Genomic DNA, 23,582 nt, shown 5'->3' with positions numbered 1-23,582 from the left:
TTTCAGAGTCATGATAATATTCACATCTCCTATTTGTGAAACACAATTGTGTGACACAATAGAGAGATGTGCTACATAAAGAATATCGAATTACTTTTCTTAAAGAAAGAAGATTAGATGGCTTGGAATTCCTTATGGACCGTAAAGCAAGCGAACAAAGAAAAAGTATCAGAGTCAATTTACGTTCATTGAGCTAGTGCATGGTGGGTTTGGACTCGTAAAGCTGAAGCAATAAATCCGAGACGTTCAAAAGCAGGTGAGAAGATCTGGGAGCCATATTTACATAATTTGAATGTTGGGTTACTATGTGGATCATTCGAGATGCTTCTTCAGTTAATGATGAAAGTAGACAACTGGATCTCACTGATTATAATGTTGAGTTGTCGAATTTGTATTTAGAATTGATACTTGGATTAATGAGAATTTTCAATCTAAGAGCACCTTACACAATTGCGTTGGAGCAGACAGAAACTTGTATGAAAATAAACAAGACAATTAATAAAAATTTTTAGTTTCTGAAAAAGAAAATAAGGCTACAATTTAACTTGGCTAATATGAAGGGATTGATGAGTCGATATGGAAAAAAATTATGATATAAATTTTCGTTGTACTGAAGGTGCCTTCTCCCAATATATAATTCAAATATTTAGATTACAAGAAGATATCAAATCTTTAATTCAACCTCTCTTGAGCGGTAATAATTTCGGAGTAATAAGAGAAAGTACAGGGTTAACAGAAATTAGTAGAGAGGACGACGGATTAAATGTAGCATTTGAAGCGAATAGAGAATTTGACGCCATAAGAGAATCGCTCAAAGGGCACGATGCCATAAGAGAAACATTTAAAGGGTTTGATGCAATTCGCGAAACAATAGTATATCCGACTCGATAAAGGAAGCAATTGCTGGAGCTGCATACAAAAAAACCAATAATGATATATTTGAAGCAATTGCAAATGCTCAAAAAGTATGGTCCGAGGTTCAACGAAATATTAATGATACTTTTTCTCAGATTAGCAACGTTTGGAATAATAATGATGCATTCCAGTTATGGAGAAATAAATAAAATTCCTGGTTTACTCAAGGAAGCAAGAGATAACATCCAGAAAGGCAAAGAGCATATGATTGCTCTCAATTTCCCTCCGCATCATTCAATGAATTTTTCCGAATTTAAGCATATAGACATTGATCAGATTAAAAGTGAACATATACGATATTATAGAAAGAACTTTTAATGATGAAATAATACACTCATTTTTTGAACATTGGAGTGAAATTGATTGGCTTAAGTCTCGTGTTCCTATCCTAGGAGAATCTATACTTAGTTTCCAAGATGGAAGATACTACAGTGCAATATCAACTCTGTTACCTAGGATTGAAGGTCTAATTATAGAAAGAGGTAATGCTCAGGATATATTATATTACTCAAAACCGGTTAAAACGTTTAGGGGAGGAGTTACTTAACGAAACAAGTGATTTTTCATTGGATGACGCAGTTTTAATGTTTTACATCGGTTGTGTACTGGATTCGTTAAGTTATTCGCTCTCCTTTAAGTAGACATGTGATTCTTCATGGTGCAGATACTAGATTTGGCTACAAAATCAATGCTCTAAGATGTATCCTCTTTTTGACTACCTAGTATCTAAAATCATTGAACCCGACTTATAGACGAATGTTTAGAGTGTTGCTGATGGAAGAGCCTTAAGGCTCCAAACGAACAAAGTGTACTTTAATGTACAGGTTCCTATGAGAAAGCGTAACGATTTTGTTCACTGCAGCACCAGGAATCAACCTGATAGTCAATTTCTTAACTTCCATCTGAGGTGTAACTTATATTTAGAAATTATGCAAGAAAAACGGTTTAGAGTAAGTTAGAACTTATATTTCACACTAACCTGTCCCCCCAAAGTTGACCGATTAAAAAACTTGTTTTGAACCGTTATGCAGAGGACTCCGAAAAGGGGTCCTTTCTTGTTGTAGGACAGGTATTGATTGAAGTTTCTCCAAGGCCAATACTGTAACTATAGTAAAGTCAAATTATGATTTTACTTTGTCATTTAACAAAGTAGTTAAGCTATAATAAGGTAGATGTTAGTAAATATATGTGGTCTTAATGTTTAGATTTCGTTTATAAGGCAGTGATAATATACACATCAGGGGAGTAACTGCTTACACAAATGTCTCAACAGAAGATATTTTCAGGAGAGATGATAATGAATAGTGATTTTTGTCTATGCGATTTTGATTACAGTCTGAACAAAGTTAGCTCCAAAATATGTGAAAAATGCACTTTGATCTTTACCTTAATCGATTCAATAGATGACGCTACTGCGGTAACTTGTTTTAGAGCATTATCACCCATAGAGAGGAAAACACTAGCAAATGTAGATCAATTCTATAGAGGAAGACGGGAGATAGAACCAATCGAACTCTACGACAGAAGCCTTAGCAGCACTGTTACTGCTCTTTTTAAAACAGTGCGAGAGACGCTGAACAATAAAACCTCAGGAGATGCGAATAAGCAGTTTAGTTATAGTAAATGTTTGGTAGTTCCTCTTATTAAATATATAAGCAAAGAGAATTCTGATCCGGTTATGGCAATATCGAAACTTGATCTTAATTCAGTTGTTCTAGAGTATGGATTAACTTACTTTCCGTGGAACAAAGCCAGATTCGGCGATTCAATATACCAAACAGCGAGTGAAACTTCAATCGGAATAAAAGAACTCTTTAATGTCAAGAAGCTATCATTACACGGAAACGATTTGGAATTTCTCAAAACTGTCTATAATAACATAGGAGCGATACCATTTGAATATTATCTAACTGAACTCATTCAAGAACTTAAAGAGTGTTCAAATAATCAAGTAGAATTTTCTGATTTACATAAAGTTGATTCTTTAAGAATTATATCAGTAACCTTGGATCTAACTCCTTTAAACAGATCATTACTAGATAGTTATTACCAAGAACATGATCGTGTACCAAAAATAAAAAGACTTGCGAGCTTTAATAAGGACCATGAGGTCTACTCTACAGAGTCTCCTTTTTTAAGTAGTCGTTTTTTAAAGGGAAAAGAACTTATTGATGATATTAAAGTAATAGCCGTATTTACTATACTTTTAGCTCAAAAAGAAGTAGATAGCCGATTTGAGTCTATAATTACCAAGTTTATTAAATGTACGAAAGATAAGGTTTGTGAATACGACAAAGTGAATATTGATTTCATCGTTAGTCATTTAAAGGATAACAGCAGTATTGAATTTGAGACTTTGCTTGGTTATTTGAAAATGAGAAGATCCCCACTTGAAAGGGACAGCGAATGGATATATAGAATTTTAGATGTTATTTTAGATAGTTCTAGTGTTGGCAGAAGATCGATACAAGTTCTTATGACAGACCAACTAAAGGGGACTGAGGAGAATTATGAATAATATTTTAACTACTATTAATGAGTATATTGAAACACCCAATACAGATTATTCAATCATGATAAATGGGAAATGGGGTTCGGGAAAAACCTACTTTATTCTAAATGAATTAAAGCCCTTTATAGAAGCAAAAAAGGGCTATAATAATAGTTCTTTTTCCGTTATATATATATCACTTAATGGATTAAATAAATTAGATAGTATTAGTGAACAAGTTATTTTGGCACGAATGCCACAGAACAAAGTAACAAAAATGAGTTATGGAATTGCAAAATCTGCTATAAACATTATTGGTAATATCCCAGGCGATTATTCCAAACTAGTTCAATCATTCTCGCAATCAGGATTGGATGGTCTAATGGATAACTTGGGAAGAGTTCTTGATTTTAGTACAAGTGTGATTGTTTTTGATGATCTTGAGAGAATTGATAAGAACGTGAGTATTCAATCTGTATTAGGTTATATTAACTCCAATTTTATTGAACATCAAAAGATCAAAGTAATTTTAGTAGCAAACACAGATAAGTTATTTGAAGATACTTCGGATTATGCAGTCATACAAGAAAAATTCATAGATCGTGTAATTGAATATAAATCTAATCTTAAAGGCAACTTAATGGCCTATGCAAAAACCTTTTTCTCTGGCCTATCTGATAGCCAAAAGATGCTTATTGGGTTCGTTGAAGAGAATGAGTTTGAAATTTTAAGGCAATTGGAGGTAGCAGAATGTACAAATCTTCGTACTTTACGATTTATACTAAGTAAATTTGAGAGAGTACTACGTGTTATTGATCCTCATGAGTTTAACAATGAGTACGGTTTGATGATTTTTCGTTTTATTCTGGCCATTTCTGTTGAGTATAAAAACGGTAACATCAAGTTGCTCATAGATGAAAAGGAAAATTTGCTGGAGATTCAAACCTATCGAGTGATTAAACTAGCTAAAGCAAGAAACAAACAGAGCAGCGGAACTACTGAAGAACCATCTTTTATGGATAGATTCTATGATAAGTATGTAGAAAAAAATGAAGGTTGGAGATCTTTTCCATCAATTTACGATTATATTCTGTATGGAGCACTTAATGAAGAAGCTCTAAAAATGGAGATAGACATACTAATGGAGAAGAACAAGATTCACTTAACTTTTTTAAACAAATTAATTGATTACTATTACCAAGAAGATGAACAACTAAACGAAATAGCTAAAGAATGCATATTTTATGCTACGAAAGGATTGTACAAGCCCTATGACTACATAATATTGGAAGTATACCTAAGAAAACTAATTGAATCTGGCTACATTGAGGTAGATTTGAATTATCAAGAATCACTAAAAAAAGGATTACAATTGGTTCTTTCAAATAAAACAGAATTTATAGTTAGTAATTCTGTATTTACAAATGAAATATCTGATTATTCTGAATTGAGATTAATCATCGAGGAAAAACAAAATGAGAGTAAGTCACTGAAAAAAAATGAGAATATTAATGCTTTTCTGTCAGCAATGCGAGATACAAAGGTTCCCTTGTATTCCTCCGATATTTTTAAGAAAGTATATCAAGACAAATTCTTTTTCACCCGTATTCCAAAGGAATTATTCTCGCAAAGTATAATTGTTTCAAGTAACTATAATTTACAATCTCTTATTTCAATCTATAGAGATACGTTTGAAAGTGTATCCAATGCTGGAGCACATTATTATAGTGAGAAAGCGAAACTAATATCTCTTGCAGATGAAATAGACTGTGCTATGACAAAAGTTAGTGTGAAACCTTTAAAACAAAAAATTCTGCAAGACTTAATTTCTACTCTTTATAGTTGTGCAGAGCATCTAGAAGCAACGAGATAGTGATTATTAATCTTACAATATATACAAAAAGCTCTAGCTTGTTTGCTTGATTAGCCTCGAGTATCTGAGCGTGGCAAAAATGCCCGGAATCCTAGGTTCGCTAAAAATATTTCAGATATTGTAATAATCGAATGGGGGCAGCAACTCACGTATAAGGCGCTCTGTCCGAACGAGATCTTCGGATCACCGATCTCTTAAAGCGGATCACTCTGCGTTGCAATGTGTGCGGGATGTACCATCCTGATCTGATAAGCTCCTCCATTCGAGAGTTGCATTGCACATCTTTGCAGAACGACCATGATCGCGAAGAAAAGGCTACCCACAGCATCAAACAAACTGACATCCACCCGATACCCTCAAACTAAGGATTTTGGATGTGTCCAAAAATTCCTAAGGGGGAGATAGGTACATGTGCACGGGAACGACACCAGGTACTGAGGCTAAAAGTATCGGGGAAGAAGAGACAGTAAATTTTTATTCCAAAATTTTAAACTGATCAAAAGTGAACAAATAGAAGATGAAGTTTCATTTTTAAGAGGAAAGACTTTATTAACAAATATGTATTGCAAGATTTACATTTATGAATTATAATTTTAATTACCGAGTGATTGAACGAATGTGTTAAGAAGAGTATCATCTCATTGAGTGAGAGATACTCTTCTTTTGTTATCTCACAACATTTATGGAACAGTTGAATCTCAGTAATCACTCGATTGACAACAAGTATACTACGGGTCAGAGATGAAACAGGGAGCATGGTGAAAAGAGTATCCAACAACATGATCGACACTATTCATTGAATATATGGCATGCGGAATGAATTTACCTTGTTGTTTTGGTATTGCAATAGATTAGAAATGATAATTCTCATAACAAAATGAAGTTAACCTAGAGACGGAAAAAATGTATAACATGAATTACAATAATGTATTGCAAGAATTACAATTATACTATATAATTTGATATGTGCTCCGGTAATGCCCTTATGTTCGTTGATGTGTGCGTTCTTAGTAAAGTGTAATCTTGATAGCCTCGAGATTATACTTTATTTTTTTTGAATTTGTGGACCCACAAACTTAGTAGGACAGTTAGTGGTAGAGTAAGAATCGTATTTGTAATTCATGAGTTCCATGGTAAATTGTTCTTGTACTAGTAACTTGGTAGACTTTTTATAAAAGGAGGGCTTTTCGATGAAACCAAAGTTTAAATCTAAAATGTACAAAAAAATGATTGTAGGACTTACGGTTTTGACTGTGGTAGCTACATCATTTGCTACAGAGCTTAAGTTTTCAGACGTACCATCGAATTACTGGGCGAAAGATACGATTGCTTGGGGTGTTGATCAGAATATCATTCAAGGTTACCAGGACAACACATTTAAACCAGATCAGAATGTAACGGAAGCTGAGTTTATTACTATGTTTATTAATGCATTTGAAGGTGTGCAGGAAACGACGAATACATACTGGGCTTCAGGTTACTATGAATTCGCGAAGAAACATAACTGGGCAGTGAATGGCTACAATGATAAAAAAGCTGCAAGTACTAAGATTAACCGTACACGAGTTGCTGAGATTGTTACTGGTGCAGTCGGGGTGAATTATTCAGGGGAAGATGCAATTCGCTATATGCTAACTCAAGGTTTGGCTGAAGGTCGAGGTTCTACACCATCTGTATCCGGTTTTCAGGGTTCTTCATTGTTGAAGAGATCGGAAGCAGTTCAATTTATTAAGAACTTGATTGATAAGGGCGTCACAGACGTTAAAGATCGTCCAACGACTCCTTCAGATCCAAGTGATATACCAGCTCTTCCTGGTGATGAAACTCCAGCTAGCGGTGAAGTCATTCTAAAAGAGCTTAAAAAAGCTGATGCTTCTCCGGATGTTGCTAGAGCAATCGGTTATATGCCTCAGGATAAGGCGAGTGAGAAGTACGTAAAAGAGTTTTTAAATAATGTTAATTTTAAAGGTGGCAGCGTCACTGTTGTAGTGCCGAAGAACATTCCTTCTGGTTACAAAGTTTCTCTTAGTGGAGTAGACGGGACTGCATATAGTCATAAGGTAACAGGAGGTGAGACTTTCACCTTTAAAGTAGATGATGCATTCTCAATTTCAATGTTTGTAGGAACGACTGCAAAGCAATCTACAACAATTTCTTCGAAAGGCGAAGTTATTTGGGGGGCTAAACATTCGTGATTGTAAAAAACTCAAATAGATCAAAGATAATGAAGCGGGCCATTATGGTCACGCTTCTTTTGGTTGTCCCAATGCTAGCTTTTATTGGTTACAGAGTATGGGCAGCAGCAACTCCTCCATCATATGGAACTCAATTTTATCCATACACAAGAGAAAAAGTTGTTACTGTTACTGGGGATTTGACCCCAAGTGGCCCTGGAAGACCTGAGCTTGAATATGCACACAGAGATGCATACGCTTTATGGTCAGACATCCGCTTTAGAGATCTTGCAACTCGAGAGTGGGGAAAGGCAACACCAGCAGGCGAATACAAAGGTGTAATCACTTTTAACATCATTGAATCTGAAGCTCAAGATGATTTCAATAAAAGAGAAGGCTATAACCTCATACCGCTCAAAGAAAATGGTGTAGAGTACGGACCGGTAAAAATGGTGGCTGAGTGGGCTAACGGTAATCCAGATTACATTATAAACAAACTGAAGGCCGGATCAGATGAATCCAATTACTATCTCAAAGCAAGTAATCGTTATTTTATTGGTTCCGTGTCTACAAGCAATACCTGGTATCGACTTCCTTCACTCATATCATTATCTGGTGGAGGTCTGAACATGGCGACGGATATGGTGGCTCAGACGCCGACAACAAGTACGAATCGAGGAGTGACATTTCCTTCCTTCAAAACGACGTATTCAACCACACCTTGGCCCAAAATCTTTGCTATGTTCGGCACAGATGGTACAGAAGAGAGACAAATTGTTAATTCAACGAACGGTAAATTGAGAATTAGCACAACTACTTCCTCCTACTCGGGGAATAAGCATAAACTTTGGTTTCTTGAGGGGAAATTTACTCAAGAGGAAATTTTGAAGGAGATCAACAAAACGACTGCTGCTTCAGGAAAAAGCGATGCAACGCGTTTCGATTCTTTTGCAAAGAATGTCTATAAAGAAATCAGTACGAACAGTAAACAAACATTTAACTACAACACGACAATCCCGGTATCGGAAATCAAGAAAATAACCAAGGCAGACGGAACCGTTCGAGATTATACCCTAGTGGTAAGTGACGGGTATGACCGGATTGCGGTAAAAGACTTCAAACTTGGCTTGTATGATCCAGATTTGGCAGTTGATCCAGACAGCATTACGATTACACCGGCTGCACCTCAACCTGCAGGTAGTACGGCCACAGTCTCCATTGATGTGCTGAATAACAGCACAAAGGACGTGGAAAGTACGTATCTGCTATGGCGGTGGAATTCGACAACGGCAGCTCAGAAAATACCGATTGCCAATTTTAAAGCGGGAGAACGGAGAACGCTTCAAATTGAAGTAAAATTTCCAAGTCATCCGGATCTACTGGTATTCAACATTAATGGCTATAAAGACAGTCCTCCGAATGAATCGGACTGGGATAATAACCGAGCCGTCTATAAGGTAGGCACCGGCAGCGTGAACTTGGTAGCTAAGGATATACGGGTTACTCCTTCTAAACCGCAAGAAGGGCAGTCAGCAAAGTTCCAAGTGCTTGTTGTTAATGAGAGTTACACTGAAACGGTTACCAATACAACACTGGATTGGTCCGTCAATGGTGTAGCTAAAGCACGAATTGATTCAATTACGCTTGCTCCAAGAGAGCAAAAGTGGATATCCGATCTGAAAGTGGATAAGGTTCCTGAGGGAAGTAAGCTCACCATTAAAGCGGAGGTGAATAAAGGGCATGATCGGCCGGCAAATGAATATAAAGAAGGTGTACAAAACCCTTGGCTGGATAATGTCATTCAAAAGGAATATGACCTTACAAATAGAACACTGAACCTATTTGTAAAAAGCATTAGTTCAGGAACGGCTACTCAGTCACAGAATGTAACTACACGGATCGAAGTTGGAAGAGAGAACTTACCAGGAGATTCACTAGACGCCAAGAGCTTTGATGTGAAGCTTTTCCTTGTGGATGCAAATGGGCAAGATACACTGGTAGGTACACAGCAAGTGACGTTCTCCAAGCCGGGTGAAAACAAAACGATTATGATGGCATGGAATACAGGGAATCGTGATCTAGGAAACTACAATCTGGTTGCAACGATCAATTTACCACCCACTCAAGGGGAAAAAACATATCAAGATAACCAGTTAAGTTCAGGATTTACGATTTACGGGAGCCCTACAAACGGAACATGTAAGGTCACCAACCATACATCAGATATTTCTGGCACGTACACCTATTGTGCTCGTTATAATACCAGCTATGACGAAGACGGAAACCCGACAACTTATTGTGTAAGATATGAAACGGGGTACTATTACGAATATTTCAATTCCAACTTTAACAAGACAGTATCGGGTACCTTTGTGCAAGAAAATGCAGATGAAATAAACGGTAGGGATGTGCCTTTAGTTCGCAGCGGAAGCTCAACCATAAAGGCAGGACAAGGATTTAACTTTGTTATCGACTCCAGATATACTGAAGACCGCGGTTTAACAGGGAATATCTATCGTGCAGTAGCACATTTTCCGAAAGCGGACGGCACAATAGAGGACATTGAGCTTGTTAAACTATCATCTTCTACCAATCAGGTTCAGTGGGGACTCCCGCTTGCTTGGGTGGCGAAACACGGTGATGAAGTCATCTACCGCGAATCCGGAAATCCGGGGTCAAATGATCCTGAAGATGACAATTACTACTATCCAGGCGGCCGGGCGTATTATTCTTCATTGAATATGCCTGCAGGTACGTATAACGTTGGCATCGATATGTATGCAACTGGTGTAAACAGTCTTACACAATGTCTAAACGTTCAGTTTACAGTCTCGGGGAACCTTATGGATGACTTTTATGTTCGTCAAGTCATGCCAGAAGATCCGTTTCCATCGGAGCTATTCCCTTCAGGGGCGACACTACCTTGGGCTGGATCCGAGAGCATCCTTAAGCAACTGTCTGATTGGGTTAATTTCTCCGAAGAAACAATTAATTGGCCTAACTAAGTAAAAAGATAATGAACTGCTATGAAGCCCCCACATATATGTGGGGGCTTTTTTCTTATAAGGATGAGAGGAAAACATAACAAGGAGGTTCATAATGCTGGTATTAACGACTCTTTTGATCGGAATTTATAATGCATTCAACATGTATTGTGATATTCGATGGCGTATTACAAAAAACTTATGGCACCTGTCATTTATGGTTTTGTTCTTCGGGTTAATCATTTGGCAATATCCTACAACAATTGTATGGGTGTTGTTGTGTGGATTCTGTGCTTTTCTCCTAATTGGACTATTGATGGAACAGATGGGTTCCACAGCCCCCGGAGACACCAAGATGATGATGACCAATGGACTTGGAGTTTCTCTATTTGGGCTCATTGGTAGTGAGGGTTTTGTAGGCGGACATTATCGGAACACCTTACTAATGTTTTTGGGATCATTAATTCTCATTTTATTTCTTATTGATGTGTATCGCTTCGGTAGGAGGTATGGAATTGCTAAAGTCCTGAAAACGATATTTGGTCATGCTTTCGGATTTATCTTGAGAAGAGTGGGTTTTGGACACTTTGCTGTGGAACCTGAGATGAGCAACGCTTCAATGCGTATTCTACCAGGTGCTGTGATGATCACAGCTGCTGTCTCCCTAACCGTCCTGGTTCTATATCCATACTAATGGAGAAAGGAGGAGCCTAGATGTCTACAACACCCAAAATGTTGCCCTTGTTAATCGTTTTTGTACTATTTGCTTACTTTGCCATTGATTTTGTAAGCATCGGTAGTCAGAAAATAAAAATGCAATCTTCAACAAGAAATACAACGCAAACTGCCATGATGCGTTCCGTGGAGGAGGGCGGAATACGGACAAAACATTTACCCCGAATTGATATTAAAGAATTTGACCAACAATTCGGTATCTATGGAGAGCTTAATGCAGGAACAAAAGCAATGATGAGTTCGTATACCGGGATTTATCAGATTGATCGGTTAAAACCATATGCTGCAGTCCAGATGGGCACGCCAGTTGAAGCGTATTCTATGAAAATGCTAAACAGTGATAAGGTCACCACTTGGCATTATCCACGCCATCGAGTGGTCTTTATTTGGGATCAAAAAAACTAACTAAACTTTCTGGAGGTTCGAAAATTACATGAATAAGCGTAGGTTGCTGGCCGTGATGATGTCAGCCATTGTCGTAATTGGATTTGTTGGAATCAGTGAGTACCGTGTACGTACAGAGTTAAAATCCACTGTGGTGTATTTTGCGAAGCAGGATATTCCAGCACACACTGAGATCACTGAAAGTATGCTTGAGGCCATCGATTTGCCACTGAAAGGATTGCCGCCGGGGATTATTTACAACAAGAAAGATATAGTAGGGAAATTCACACAGGTTCAATACGGATTAGCTCAAAACAGCTACTTCTTCCAATCCAAAATTGTGACTCAGGATGAGTTGATGGATGCCGCCCGACTAAAGTTACATGACGGGCAAGTACTCTGGACAGGTAGCGTAAATCTTGTTGAAGCTTCTGCAGGTAACGTTCTTCCGGATACAGATGTAGATATTTGGTTCAGTGCGGTTGAGACGGAAGGAATGGATTCAAAATGGGTCATTGGTAAGATGTACGAAGGAGTCCGAGTTGTATCTGCCAAGAATAAAAAGGCAGAAGATATCGTAACCAAAAACACGACCAACACGGTAAATTCCAATGGTGAAACTACAACTCCTAAAAAGGAATTGTATCCTACCGTCGTACAACTGGCAGTAGAAGACGAGCAATATCAAATGCTGACAGCTTCTTTGTCTAATGCTTTTAAAGACGGAAATATTATTCTTGTCCCACATAACAAGGATGCAAAAGCTGGCATTCCAGAGCTGGGTGTTACTGGTGAATTCGATATTAAGCAGTATATCAAATCAAAACAACTTAACCTCAGCGACTTTATCGCAAAAAATAAAGAATCTGCAGCAAGTGGTACTGGTGTAACGATAACATCCACTGAAACACTAGCGGACATTCTGCCTCAAAAATCAAACCAAACTAAAGGAGAAGAAAACTAATGACAACGCTTGAAGAGAACATGAACGAGATTCAAACATACAAAAATCGAAAAGTTATTGTTGGTTGGTCATGCGAGAGCGGTATGGGAGTAAATAGTTTCCTAAATGCAGCAGCTGTAGAGTCGGCTAGGAGAGGTGTGAAAACTGTACTGGTTGAATTGGACCTGTTGCATGCTTCTACTTCAATTTCTCTTGGAATGAGCCATCATACACGAAATTTAGAGTCCTGGATTACTAAAAGCAAAGAGTCCGGAGAAAATCGTGCGATCCGTGACTATCTTGTAAACTCAAAAATATGGATGCAAGATATGGCTGCAACTAATCCAGGATTGGAAGCAGCCGTGTCAGAGTTACCTCAAGATTTATATCTTTTGGCACCGTCCCAGTTTCTTGATCGTTTCCAGGCACATGCACACTCAATGACGAAAGACACACCATATTTTATTATTGAACAATTGGTGGATTTAGGTTTTGAGGCTATATATATGGATATACCAAGTGAAATCCTCATGCCGGTCACTGGGACAAGCATGAAGCTTGCTACCGACTTGTTAGTCTTCGTGGATGGGCATGTTGCTCATAGCATTTATACCAACCAAACGATAAAACGTATCATTGGCGATCACCGTGGTCTTAAAGTAATGTTGAACCGGGCCGGCACTTTAGGTCCCGGAATTGAGAAATTGTTAGGACAACCGATTTGGAAAACGATTCCGGATGACCCAACTCTTTCGGAGAAATCTCTAGATCTTGTGCCGGGTGGTAGTGACAAATACAATGCTGTAGTTAATGATTTTTGTGACGCTATGGGATACAAGAAAAAGAAGAAGCAGGCTAATGAGCCTGCAGGAAGCAGAAAGGGATTCTTAAAGTTGTTTTCGAAATCATAATCCAGTTGCCATTATGCAGAAAACCTACGATTACTCGTAGGTTTTTTCTTTTTAGATGAGAGATAAAACGATAAATTTTTATTAAACAAAGGAGAATAGATATCATGTTGAAAGAGAAGGTCAGCTCTGTTGGTCAAGTGTATAATACAGTTCTCACTACTTTAAACGCTACATCTGATTCATCCCATATTGTTCTGCCCTCAATGCCACAAGTTGAAATGGATGGAGGAAATGGTGGAGAGGGACTTTTCCTGTCATCAGAAGAGTTCCTGGAAGGCGTTCATAACCCTACGGGTATTACAGACACTAGTGCATTAAAACCAATTGATAGTCTTGTATCCGAAGATGCCATAAAGTTTGTTCGTGACAAGCTTTCACTCGAGCACGGTAATGATTTATCACGTGCGTTTTACGACATAGCGATCCGAGATAAATTGGAGGGATCCGTTAGAAGATACATTCATGAAAACGACAATCTAAAGGATAACGGAAATAAAGCGGTTAAAGAACAAGCTAAAGAAATGGTAGAGGAAATAGTTGGTCTTGGCCCAATCGATTCACTTATGCATGATGATAGCATTATAGAAGTCATGGTGAATGGTCCCAAAGAAGTATACGTAGAAGACCATGAGGGAATGCGCTTAACCAACATTAAGTTTCATGATGATGAACATGTTCTATCCATTGCTAGAAAAATGTTGAATTTTGCAAATGAAAGTGTGACCGAGGCCAAACCGATTTGTGACGCAAGGCTTTCAGATGTTCGTCTCAATGTGGTTATTCCGCCTATCTCGCGTATCGGTACTACGATAACGATTCGTAAATATCCACCAATTAATCTGTCTACAGAAAACATTATTCAAAGTGGCTTAATGACTAGAGACATGTTCCGCTTAACTAGCACTTTAGTTAAGGGTGGTGCGAACATCTTGGTTGTAGGTAGCACTGGAGCAGGTAAAACAACGACGATTAAACTTTTGTGTGGTGAGATCCCAGAGCATGAGAGAACACTTACCATTGAAGATACCGAAGAGCTTCGATTGAAATTAATGTACCCATCAAAACATATCGTTTCTCTAGAATGTCGTTTTACAGGTAAAGAGGAAACAACGGTGGATATTGCAAAATTATTGAAATCCTCACTACGTATGCGGCCAAGTAGAATCATTGTTGGTGAGGTTCGTTCCTTGGAAGCGATCGATCTCATCGAAATTTTCAACACTGGACACGATGGCGGATTGAGCTCCTTGCATGCTAACTCAGCAAGAGACGCTGTGACAAGACTTGTTCAGATGATTCTTAAAAATGGCTTACCGTTATCTACAGAGACAATCGGCCAAATGGTGAGTAGAGCAATCGATATTATTGTATTCCAAGAGAAACTTGAAGATGGAAGTAGAAGAATTACAGAAATTATTGAGCTGCTGGGCTTTGAGAATGGCTTACCCGTTGCAAATACACTTTATAAGTATCAGATTACAGATACTGAGTTCCTGGAGAACGGAAGATTCAAATTTATTGGACATCATGAAGAAGGTGAGGATTGTACAATCTCATCGGAACTTTTGGCAAAAGTCTACAAAAAAGGTGTTCGCAGAAACGAAGTATCAAAATGGGTTAAAGCGCCTCTAAGCGCGTAAAGAAAGGGGAACAAATATGGAAATTTCCAAGATCCTATATATATCGTTGTTTGCAGTTATGTTTATTGCATTGTTTTTTCTCTTGCAGTATCTCCTCCCGAAGAAGAAGTATCGTTCCTGGACAATGGTGATGTCTGAGACAGAAGAAGAGCAGATTCACAAAAAAACGGAAGAAGCAGAACGAAAAAAACGGTTTACGTTCGCTAAATATCTTTCCCCCAATCACTTTGAAAATGAAGCTAGGATCACAAACTGGGATGTAGGTACCAAAGCTCCACTTTATCTATATGGGGGGCTCCTTCTTGGGATTGGTTTTGGATTCCTTATGAATTCGCCGATCGCAATTATTTGCGGTGCGTATGCAGGTATATGGGCGCCTTGGTTTATCCTTAATAACAAAAAACAGAAATATGAGGATTTCATTGAAGAACAGATTGAAGTCTTGATTCAGGAGGTTAGTGCTGGTTATTCCATCACACAGAATTTGACAGACTCCATGAAAAAAGCAGAAAGCAGCCTGGAAGAACCGATTAGATCGATGTGGTCTAAGCTCGTCACTGATTATTATGCCGGGGATAAACTTTCAAATCTTCTTACTGAGATGCAAAAGTCAATTCCCGTGAAAGAATTTAAAATGTTCTCGGATCTTCTAGTCATTGTTGAGAGATCAGGTGGAGATGCGAGTCCAACTATGAAGCAGATTGCTGATGTTATTCAAAGCAATAGAATTCTAAAAGAAGAAGCAAAGGCTGAACTTACACAGCAAAGACAATCGCATCGAATGAATGTTACGATAGCCATCGGAATTGTCCTTTTCTTCCGATTTGCTCAAGCGGATCAATATAAGCAGCTAATGGTTTTACCGTTAGGACAATTATTAATTACACTTATGATCTTGTACATCCTGTGGTCATTCCAAAAAGTAAATAAAATGACTCAGTTGTAGAAATTTAATGGAATGGAGCGGATCATTTAATGATTTACATCATTATAGGAGCAATCTTCTTTTTAATACTTTACGTTAGTCTGTCTACGATCTTATCGACAGGGAAAACATATCGGTCTATGGCGTATGTTCCTGGGAGTAACGAAGCACTGTGGAAGCGGGTTGCTGGTTCTATGGAGATGGCGGCTCGAAGTCGTATTAAGTTATCTTCTGAACAGCATTCTGTCTTGGAGAAGCAATTGTATCGTTTAGGGTGGAAAGAACGCCCTGAAGATATCGCTGGCCAACAATTGATGTTTGGAGGCTTAGCACTGGTTGGTTTCTCCTTATTTGCAATTTTCACAGCATCATCCGTCATGTTCATTCTTGCGATTTTTATTGGTTTTTATTTTTATCGCTACCCTGTATCTCGTTTAAAGAAGGGGCTAAGTGAGAAAGAACGTATCGCACAAGAACAACTTCCAGATTTCATCGATCACCTTATCTTGCTATTCTCTGCAGGACTAACACCTTATGCAGCCATTAAGGTTGCTTGCGATCATGCACCAGAGGGTTTGCAGCTGGACTGCAAGAGATTGTCTAAGGATCTCGAATCGATGAGTGAAGCAAGGGCTTTGGAGATCTTCGCTGAAAACGTTGGTACACCATCAGTAAAACGATTTGTATTGGCCATGAAACAAGCCATCCAAACAAGTAAAGAAGAGGCTCAACATATTTTCAAATCTCAGACAAAGCTGATGAGAAATATTCGGAAACAGAATAACAGAAAGATCATCAAAGAACGTCCGGCCAAGCTACAAATGATCAGTACTGGCATGTATGTTTTCGTTCTTGCAGTACCAGTAGCAGTTATTGCAATCAACTTTATTTCTCAAATGAACGGAATTAAATAGGGTACTAATAAATCGGTCCAGATAAAATGGATCGATTTTTTTATTTATGTAGATAACAAAACAAAAATTGAAAGAAGGGTAGGTATCTATGCAGACTCCTGAGAAATTGATTTGGTTGCCCATACTTGCGTTTTTTCTTATTTTTATGCCAGATATGATTACGTATGGTCAATGGCAATGGAAAGCACATCAAATCACTGATTATGCAGTGGAGAGAATGGCAGCGAGTGGTGGTTGGACGGATGCGGTTGAACAAGAAGTGTTCGAAAAAATGGAGGAGATGGGGATAAACAAAGATAAATGGGTGATCTACCATACCGAAGGTGTGGTTAAGGCCCCGGGAAATGTCGGATTTCAAATTTCAAGCAAGTACCATTTAAGAGCTTTTGCTATAATGGGTGACAAAATGCAGGCAGCGATGGGTGATTCAACCGTACTTACTTTAAGGGCCAATCAAGAGAAAAGTTCTCAGATCTACTAGAGATAAATTTTTTTCTTAGAGTGTATTGCATGATTTACACTGGTGTTATATAATGAATTCATCGGGTAACCAACCCCCCGATGTGGAAGTGCAAGATCTCCAATTATTTTTTTCCTTGGCAGAAGAGTGGAACCACTCTTCTGTTTTATTTTTATTAATTGAACCCCTATGCGGACAGTAACCTGAACTCAGGCTGCTGTCTTTTTGTCATGTATGTATGAGGAGGCGATAAAATTGACCAGTATGACATCAATTGAACAAACGTTGGATTATACGATGTTTCGCTGCGAATTGAGAGAGAAACAGCGTTTGGTGCTTTGGATGCTTCTAGTAGGGAAAGAACAAAAGGAAATATCTCAGTCACTGCATATGAGCGAGGAAGCGATTAAAAAACATCAGAGAATTATATATAGAAAGTTGGGAATTAAGGGGAAAGCCCAGTTGAGCAAATGGGTTTTGGAACAGATCTCTTCTACAATTACAGCTCCGCAACCACTGACGAAGGAAGAATTTTTCCGGGACTTTCAAAACGCCTAATTCAAATTAACTATTGTGGGTGAAAATTGTGAAGAACATTCAGTACAGTCAAGGGCAATTAAATAAAATTATTGATTACCTCCATACCATGTACTTTGAAAGAGACGAAATCATTCATAGTGCTTTTGCCAGTATCATCGCTGGTGAACATATGCTATTAATCGGACCTCCTGGGACAGCAAAAAGCTCAGTTCTTGAAATGATTTTTCAGCACTTCCGCGATCTGAATGTCTTTAAATGGACAATGAATGACGATACAACTCCCGATGAGCTTCTGGGTCCTTATGAAGAAGGGCTTTACACTCATGGGAAATTAAAGCGGAAAACGGTAGGAAAGCTCCCTGAAGCACATATGGCAATACTTGATGAAATTTTGCGTGCTAGAGGATATGCCTTGAATTCGCTGTTGGACATTTTAAATGAAAGATCGATCATCCAGATGAATGAAAGACAAGCAGCACCTCTAATTAGTCTTTTTGGTGCCACAAACGACCTACATGAAAACCATGAGAACACGGCACTATATGATCGCTTTCTCATCAGAATTAATGTCGATTATTTGTCTTCCAAAGAGAGTTTGAAGACCATGTTACTAAATGAGGCGCCGCCTGAAATATATGCTTCGTTGTCATTTCAAGATATTACGCAGCTAAAAATTGCTTCGTCAAGAATTCAAATCCCACCTGATATTATGGAGATAATTTTGAGCTTGAGATTTAAGCTATTTGAAAACAAAATTTTTCCATCGGATAGGAGATTGAAGTCTAGCTTGAAACTTATACGGGCTTCCGCTCTGTTGGGGCAACGTAGCAACGTTGAAAAAGAAGATCTACAAATTTTGAAGCATGTTCTTTGGAATAAACCGGCTGAGATAGATAAATTAAATGAGATCTTGAATTCAATTCTGAATAGTATGTAATTCAAAATATGATAGGAGGACGTAACTATGGGAAAGAATTTTTCGGAACAGAACTTAGAAACACTTTTGTCTAGTTGGGACAGTGACTATAAACTAAAGACTCATGACGGTGAAATACGTTCAATTGAAATGACAAAGAGATATGATGTATCAGCTTTAGAAAAAGCAGATCAATTTATCATCAACATTTCCAGAATGTACAATTACCTAACTATAGGGAAAGAAGGAGGAGAAATAACCCTCACGATCAATGTAAAACCAGAGACTTCAGATAGTTTTTTGAAATTCTGTAGAGACTTAAAGGTTGAAGAGAAGTCCAAGACACGGGACTTGGTAGCAGAATAAGTTTGTCGAACGTCTAGGCGGGCCATTAAACGTTTACTTTGCTTGCTCGCCTATATGATACATAAAAATGATAAGTTAAGCAGGAGGTGATTACCTCCTGCTTTTTTTATTGAAGATAGAGAACATACATTTGTTTTTGATTCCATGAGAAGGGAGCACTACGATGCGATGAATCGAGAAGAAATTCTTAATGCTTTGCTTTGTACTATAGATGAGACCGGTTTATGGATGTTAGCCACATTGAGAGTGGCAAATAAGCCAGTTGCTAAAAGTTATCTTAGAGATATCACAAATAAACGCTACATTGAAACAAAAATACAGCCAGAGGAAAAAAAATTAATTCCCTCAAGATACAGCTTAGATATCACTACTGCAAAACTTGAAGGAGCTGCTCTGATCGAGGTAGACCGTGTGGGTCAAACAAGGTTTTACAAATTAACTACACTTGGTAATGAAGTCATTAAATTTAGAGAAATGATGAGAAACGGAGTGAACTAAAATGGCTGGTCTTAAATATGGATTTTTGGGTGTAGGTTTAGGAGGCACATCTATTGCAAGTGCCTGCGCAAGTATACGGACGAGTGTAAAAAACAATATGCAGCCATATAGTGCTTTTTTGGTCAATACAAATGAAGTGGATATGAATAAGATTCCGGATGCATCAAATGTAACGAAGTTTCTTTTAAAGGGTTATGAAAAGGGTGCCGGTCGTGATATTGACTTGGGTGAGGAGGCATTTTTGACTCATAAGGAAACCCTTATTGAGAAGATCCAAAGTCATTTTTCGGATCGTGATTATGTCTTTTTGATGGTAGGAATGGGGGGAGGCACCGGCACTGGGGCCGTGATTGAAGCAGCTAAACTATTGCATGCGAATGGTTTCCACCGGCGGTTTAGTCTTGTTTTGACCCTTCCGCGAGACCAGGAAGGAAAGGTCGTTTTGGATAATGCAATCCAGCGATTGCAATTAATTGCTAGGGCGATGAAAGGGCTTGGTTCAATTATTCTAGTGGACAATCAACAATTGTTTGAGAATTACCTCCAGCATAACTCGAATGGAAGTGTCGAGGAGTTCCTGAAGTCATGTAATGAATACATTGCTGTTATGCTGCATGAAATGAATACGGTCACAAGTAGTTATAATCCTACGGGCCCGTTTCATTTTGATACTTCTGAATGGCTGAAGATACTTCAGACACCAGGAATCATGCTTGTCGGCAGAACGACTTTAGATGAGCGTTCTGTTGATGCAGAGAACGAAGGAACGTTCCTACCAAAGCTTAAACAATCCATTGAGGAAGGGGTTCTTAGTGGAGGTTATAATCTTGAAAATGCCGAAAGATGTGCCCTGAGCTTACTTGCTAGTCCAAGCGGTGCGAAGCGCATATTTACTATTGGTATGATGAATACATTAGAACAGCTGCTGATCACATATGCTCCATATGCGAACGAAAGACCTGTAGCAACTTACGGGGATCAAACTATTAAGCAACTTCATATCTATTCTGTATTCGCGGGTTTGTCTCTTCCCAACAGAGTATTACAAATAATTGAGAGTTCTAAAAAACTCGAAAGAAAAAATGAAGTGGTAGATGAAGCGTGGGCAGTCCTTCAAAACTATAGTGTGGTAACCAAGAAGACGAATGATGACTTGGAAACTCTATTAGGAACATCTACTGCTAAAAGGGATACTGAAAAACTAACGAATGTACGTGATCCATTCGATTTTAACTAAACCTCAATACTGCCTCAGTAACTGTCTCTGTTACTGAGGCAGTATTGATTTAAAGGCTTGACTAGAATCTGTGTACTGCAGCAGTTACTGCGGCAATAGGAGGACACATGAAAATACTTCACGGAAATGTACCGGCTAATTCCGGAGAATTAAAAATTATCCCATCTTTAGATCAATGCGAATCTATTCTTCATTTTTCATTCCCGGGAGTGTTACCTCATTACCAAGTAGAGCATCGAGAAAAAAGAGAAATAAGACAGCACATTAGGAATTCAAAAGCATTCTATAGTGATGCTACTTTAGCATTGGTCGAAAGGTTGCCCTTCAGAATTAAATACGATCATGCACTCATTTACATCATTCAGTTTTTCCCCGATTTTGTTATTCGAGATTTTGATAATCGAGAACGTAAATATGTTCTAGATGCCCTTCGTTATGCTTCGGTCATAGGGGATGATAACTGGCGAAACATCTCAGTATGTGAATCTGGTGAATATGATTCTGGAAATCCCCATACTGAAATATTTATATCAAGTCACCAAAAAGCCGTCGAGATGTTCACCTACGTTCACCAATTCTGTATCAGTCCCGGTTGACGAGTTACATATCAGTACTATGTCAATCAATTAGGGGGATAGTACTGATATTCTCGTACTGATACGGAAAATAGGTCAACTGGTGAAAAAAATCGTTGTTATATCAGTGTTTTTGATCTGTCATTCTTTTGCATCTAGAGGTGAATGAAGACTGATATCAGATTCAACATGTTTTTGTAGGCACATCAAGGGATTTCTCCCTTGGTATAAGGTGAACAGGGAAAGGAAAAAGGAGGGGAGTATTCCTGCTGAAAGCAGGGATGCTATCCCTCCTTGCATTTAGGAATGATGAGAGAAAAACGACAGGTGCCTGAATTCCAATATTGGTGAGGGAACAAACCAAATCCATGTTTTAAGCAGATCATGAGGAGGTCTTTTTGTGTGAAGATTAAGAATCTAACGGAGAGGGACGTCAGAATCCTTCATGCTCTATTTCGGTATCGGACATTTACTACACCCCAGGTACATCGACTATTCTTTGAAAGTAACAAAAAAAGAGATTATTGCTGGCTAAGAATGTCTTACCTAAAAAGAGATGGATATATCATATCTAAACCCGTAGTCAATAACGGGAGAAAGGAAACAAATTCGTATTTTCTAACTACAAAGGGAGTGGAAGAGTTAAAGCAAAGAGGGCTAATCGACAAAACTACATTTGCTAAAGATCTGCAGCTATCGGGATTTCGAATGCTCCATGCCCAACAGGTTAATGAATTCCTTGTACAGTTGAAAGCTTACGGGTATGACTTGTGGGATAGCAGACTTGTAAAAAGTACTTTTGAACTTGATCGGAATAGTCTCATACAAGGTATGCTTATCTCACCGGACGAGAGAAAGTACGGACTGTACCTATTCACCACGGATCCTGAAGAAAAGACTTTGGCCAAGGTGATATCTGAGATTAAGAAGAACTTCTCTATAAAGTACTACCTTGTAGTGTGTACATCTGCTAAAGCCTTTACGGAATTTGAAAGTATGCTAAAAAAGGAAGAAACACGGATCAGATCAAGTGTAAGCTTGTTGCCATATGAGGATGCTCTACTTGCACTCAAAACCGTTGGAGATGAGAATCAGCGGATACAGTTATTCCAAGAGTTTGGCAGGGTTGAAAAAGTGGAACGTGGAGCGTTCCCATATACCGTTCAACACAACGGCGAAATGAAGTATGTTTGTGAAAATTTGCACAACAGTACAGGGGTCAGACGAAGATTGTCCTTATATACCCCCCATGAATACAAACGAGATGGGAAAAAGGTATTGATGCTGATCCGGAAAGGGTTTCTACAGGATCTCGAACAAGAGTTTAGGCACTACCCCCACGTTCAATTTGCTGTCATCCTCAAAAAGGATCTCGTAGAGAAAATCGAAAAGTGGGAAAACGCAACATTGTGAAAATAATCACTATAAGAGAGAGGTTTATGCTATGGAATTCAATGTATGGGTAGAGGAAGCTAACTTGAATCACAGTGAAGAGGCTTTTATCAAATTGATTCAAAAAATGCGTGATCTAAAGGACATGTATTTATTAATGAGTCCAAATAACAATGAGGCTCCATTCGTAGGGCAAGAGGATAACTACAACTGGATGTACATCTATACAAGTTATCAACAATTGGAGAGTAATGCACCTCTCATATTTGAAGACGGTACACAGTTGTACTATGTTTCTGTACCAACAACTGAGCTTCTGTCGTGGCTCGTCCAGCATCAAAGTCATGGGGTATATGGTGTGCGTATAAATGAGGGACCATTTGGATTCTGGATCTCCCTCCGAGATTTGGAAGGGATTATAATCGAAGAGGGACCTCAAATGACTGAAAATTAATTTATGTCCCCCTGAACATAAAAGCAATAGATAGAACTTCTACGTCTATCGTGACTAGTGAGAGTTTACGATTCTTGAGATTATGTTTGGTATATCCTTCGGGCAAGTCAAACATATACAACAAGGAACAACTATGGTAGTATGTATTTCAAGAAATACACACGCGTTACGACAATACAAATGCACTCGTGAACGTATTTGATTACGAAGACGAACTAATGCATTTGCAAGGACGTAGTAATCTACGAATTTGTC

At 38.4% G+C, this 23,582-nt stretch carries 21 protein-coding genes; all 21 read left to right on the top strand.

Annotation, left to right across the window (positions count from 1 at the left end; translation table 11 throughout):
• The first annotated feature begins 576 nt into the window (after positions 1-576).
• The 21 genes from HP552_RS05455 (at position 577) to HP552_RS05355 (ending at position 23,327) form a co-directional block, all read left to right on the top strand.
• Complete coding sequence (locus tag HP552_RS05455; RefSeq protein WP_024633682.1) at positions 577-891, top strand: hypothetical protein; 315 nt, start codon at positions 577-579, stop codon at positions 889-891.
• 1,321 nt (positions 892-2,212) lie between these two features.
• Entirely contained in the window at positions 2,213-3,433 is a 1,221-nt protein-coding gene (locus tag HP552_RS05450) for a hypothetical protein (protein ID WP_024634606.1), read from the top strand.
• Complete coding sequence (locus HP552_RS05445) at positions 3,426-5,279, top strand: P-loop NTPase fold protein (protein ID WP_024634159.1); 1,854 nt, start codon at positions 3,426-3,428, stop codon at positions 5,277-5,279. Before HP552_RS05450 ends, HP552_RS05445 begins: the two co-directional genes overlap by 8 nt.
• Positions 5,280-6,469: 1,190 nt before the next feature.
• Entirely contained in the window at positions 6,470-7,474 is a 1,005-nt protein-coding gene (locus HP552_RS05440) for an S-layer homology domain-containing protein (protein WP_024634160.1), read from the top strand.
• Positions 7,471-10,458 (top strand): hypothetical protein, encoded by a 2,988-nt coding sequence (locus HP552_RS05435; protein ID WP_024634161.1) that lies wholly within the window; start codon positions 7,471-7,473, stop codon positions 10,456-10,458. Before HP552_RS05440 ends, HP552_RS05435 begins: the two co-directional genes overlap by 4 nt.
• A gap of 94 nt (positions 10,459-10,552) precedes the next feature.
• The gene (locus HP552_RS05430) at positions 10,553-11,131 is read left to right on the top strand and encodes a hypothetical protein (RefSeq protein WP_024634162.1); all 579 of its coding nucleotides are present in this window, start codon (positions 10,553-10,555) and stop codon (positions 11,129-11,131) included.
• Between the two features lie 20 nt (positions 11,132-11,151).
• Complete coding sequence (locus HP552_RS05425; RefSeq protein WP_024634163.1) at positions 11,152-11,577, top strand: hypothetical protein; 426 nt, start codon at positions 11,152-11,154, stop codon at positions 11,575-11,577.
• Positions 11,578-11,605: 28 nt separating this feature from the next.
• Positions 11,606-12,520 (top strand): SAF domain-containing protein, encoded by a 915-nt coding sequence (locus HP552_RS05420; protein ID WP_175394577.1) that lies wholly within the window; start codon positions 11,606-11,608, stop codon positions 12,518-12,520.
• Complete coding sequence (locus HP552_RS05415; protein ID WP_175394576.1) at positions 12,520-13,410, top strand: CpaE/TadZ family protein; 891 nt, start codon at positions 12,520-12,522, stop codon at positions 13,408-13,410. Before HP552_RS05420 ends, HP552_RS05415 begins: the two co-directional genes overlap by 1 nt.
• A gap of 104 nt (positions 13,411-13,514) precedes the next feature.
• Positions 13,515-15,050 (top strand): TadA family conjugal transfer-associated ATPase, encoded by a 1,536-nt coding sequence (locus HP552_RS05410; protein WP_024634166.1) that lies wholly within the window; start codon positions 13,515-13,517, stop codon positions 15,048-15,050.
• Positions 15,051-15,066: 16 nt separating this feature from the next.
• Positions 15,067-15,996, top strand: a complete 930-nt coding sequence (locus tag HP552_RS05405) for a type II secretion system F family protein (protein WP_024634167.1) — start codon at positions 15,067-15,069, stop codon at positions 15,994-15,996.
• Positions 15,997-16,025: 29 nt separating this feature from the next.
• Complete coding sequence (locus HP552_RS05400) at positions 16,026-16,889, top strand: type II secretion system F family protein (protein ID WP_175394575.1); 864 nt, start codon at positions 16,026-16,028, stop codon at positions 16,887-16,889.
• Positions 16,890-16,977: 88 nt separating this feature from the next.
• A complete protein-coding gene (locus tag HP552_RS05395) occupies positions 16,978-17,370 on the top strand; it encodes a hypothetical protein (RefSeq protein WP_175394574.1) in 393 nt (130 codons plus the stop codon).
• A 243-nt stretch (positions 17,371-17,613) separates the two neighbouring features.
• Positions 17,614-17,907, top strand: a complete 294-nt coding sequence (locus tag HP552_RS05390; protein ID WP_246310770.1) for a helix-turn-helix transcriptional regulator — start codon at positions 17,614-17,616, stop codon at positions 17,905-17,907.
• Positions 17,908-17,935: 28 nt separating this feature from the next.
• Positions 17,936-18,826 (top strand): AAA family ATPase, encoded by an 891-nt coding sequence (locus HP552_RS05385; protein WP_175394572.1) that lies wholly within the window; start codon positions 17,936-17,938, stop codon positions 18,824-18,826.
• 27 nt (positions 18,827-18,853) lie between these two features.
• Positions 18,854-19,171, top strand: a complete 318-nt coding sequence (locus tag HP552_RS05380) for a hypothetical protein (protein ID WP_175394571.1) — start codon at positions 18,854-18,856, stop codon at positions 19,169-19,171.
• A 168-nt stretch (positions 19,172-19,339) separates the two neighbouring features.
• On the top strand, positions 19,340-19,669 hold the full coding sequence (locus HP552_RS05375; protein WP_175394570.1) for a cell division protein FtsZ: 330 nt from the start codon (positions 19,340-19,342) through the stop codon (positions 19,667-19,669).
• A gap of 1 nt (position 19,670) precedes the next feature.
• A complete protein-coding gene (locus HP552_RS05370) occupies positions 19,671-20,906 on the top strand; it encodes an FtsZ/tubulin family protein (RefSeq protein WP_175394569.1) in 1,236 nt (411 codons plus the stop codon).
• 107 nt (positions 20,907-21,013) lie between these two features.
• The gene (locus HP552_RS05365; protein WP_024634175.1) at positions 21,014-21,502 is read left to right on the top strand and encodes a RusA family crossover junction endodeoxyribonuclease; all 489 of its coding nucleotides are present in this window, start codon (positions 21,014-21,016) and stop codon (positions 21,500-21,502) included.
• A gap of 381 nt (positions 21,503-21,883) precedes the next feature.
• Complete coding sequence (locus tag HP552_RS05360) at positions 21,884-22,894, top strand: replication-relaxation family protein (RefSeq protein WP_175394568.1); 1,011 nt, start codon at positions 21,884-21,886, stop codon at positions 22,892-22,894.
• Between the two features lie 31 nt (positions 22,895-22,925).
• Positions 22,926-23,327: a hypothetical protein gene (locus HP552_RS05355; RefSeq protein WP_175394567.1), complete on the top strand. Its 402-nt coding sequence runs from the start codon at positions 22,926-22,928 to the stop codon at positions 23,325-23,327.
• Positions 23,328-23,582: the final 255 nt, after the last annotated feature.

This window comes from Paenibacillus xylanilyticus (genome assembly GCF_013359935.1).
In the GTDB taxonomy this organism is placed as follows: domain Bacteria; phylum Bacillota; class Bacilli; order Paenibacillales; family Paenibacillaceae; genus Paenibacillus; species Paenibacillus xylanilyticus.
Note: the sequence above shows the minus strand (reverse complement) of the source record. Positions and strands in the feature narration are given on the sequence as shown.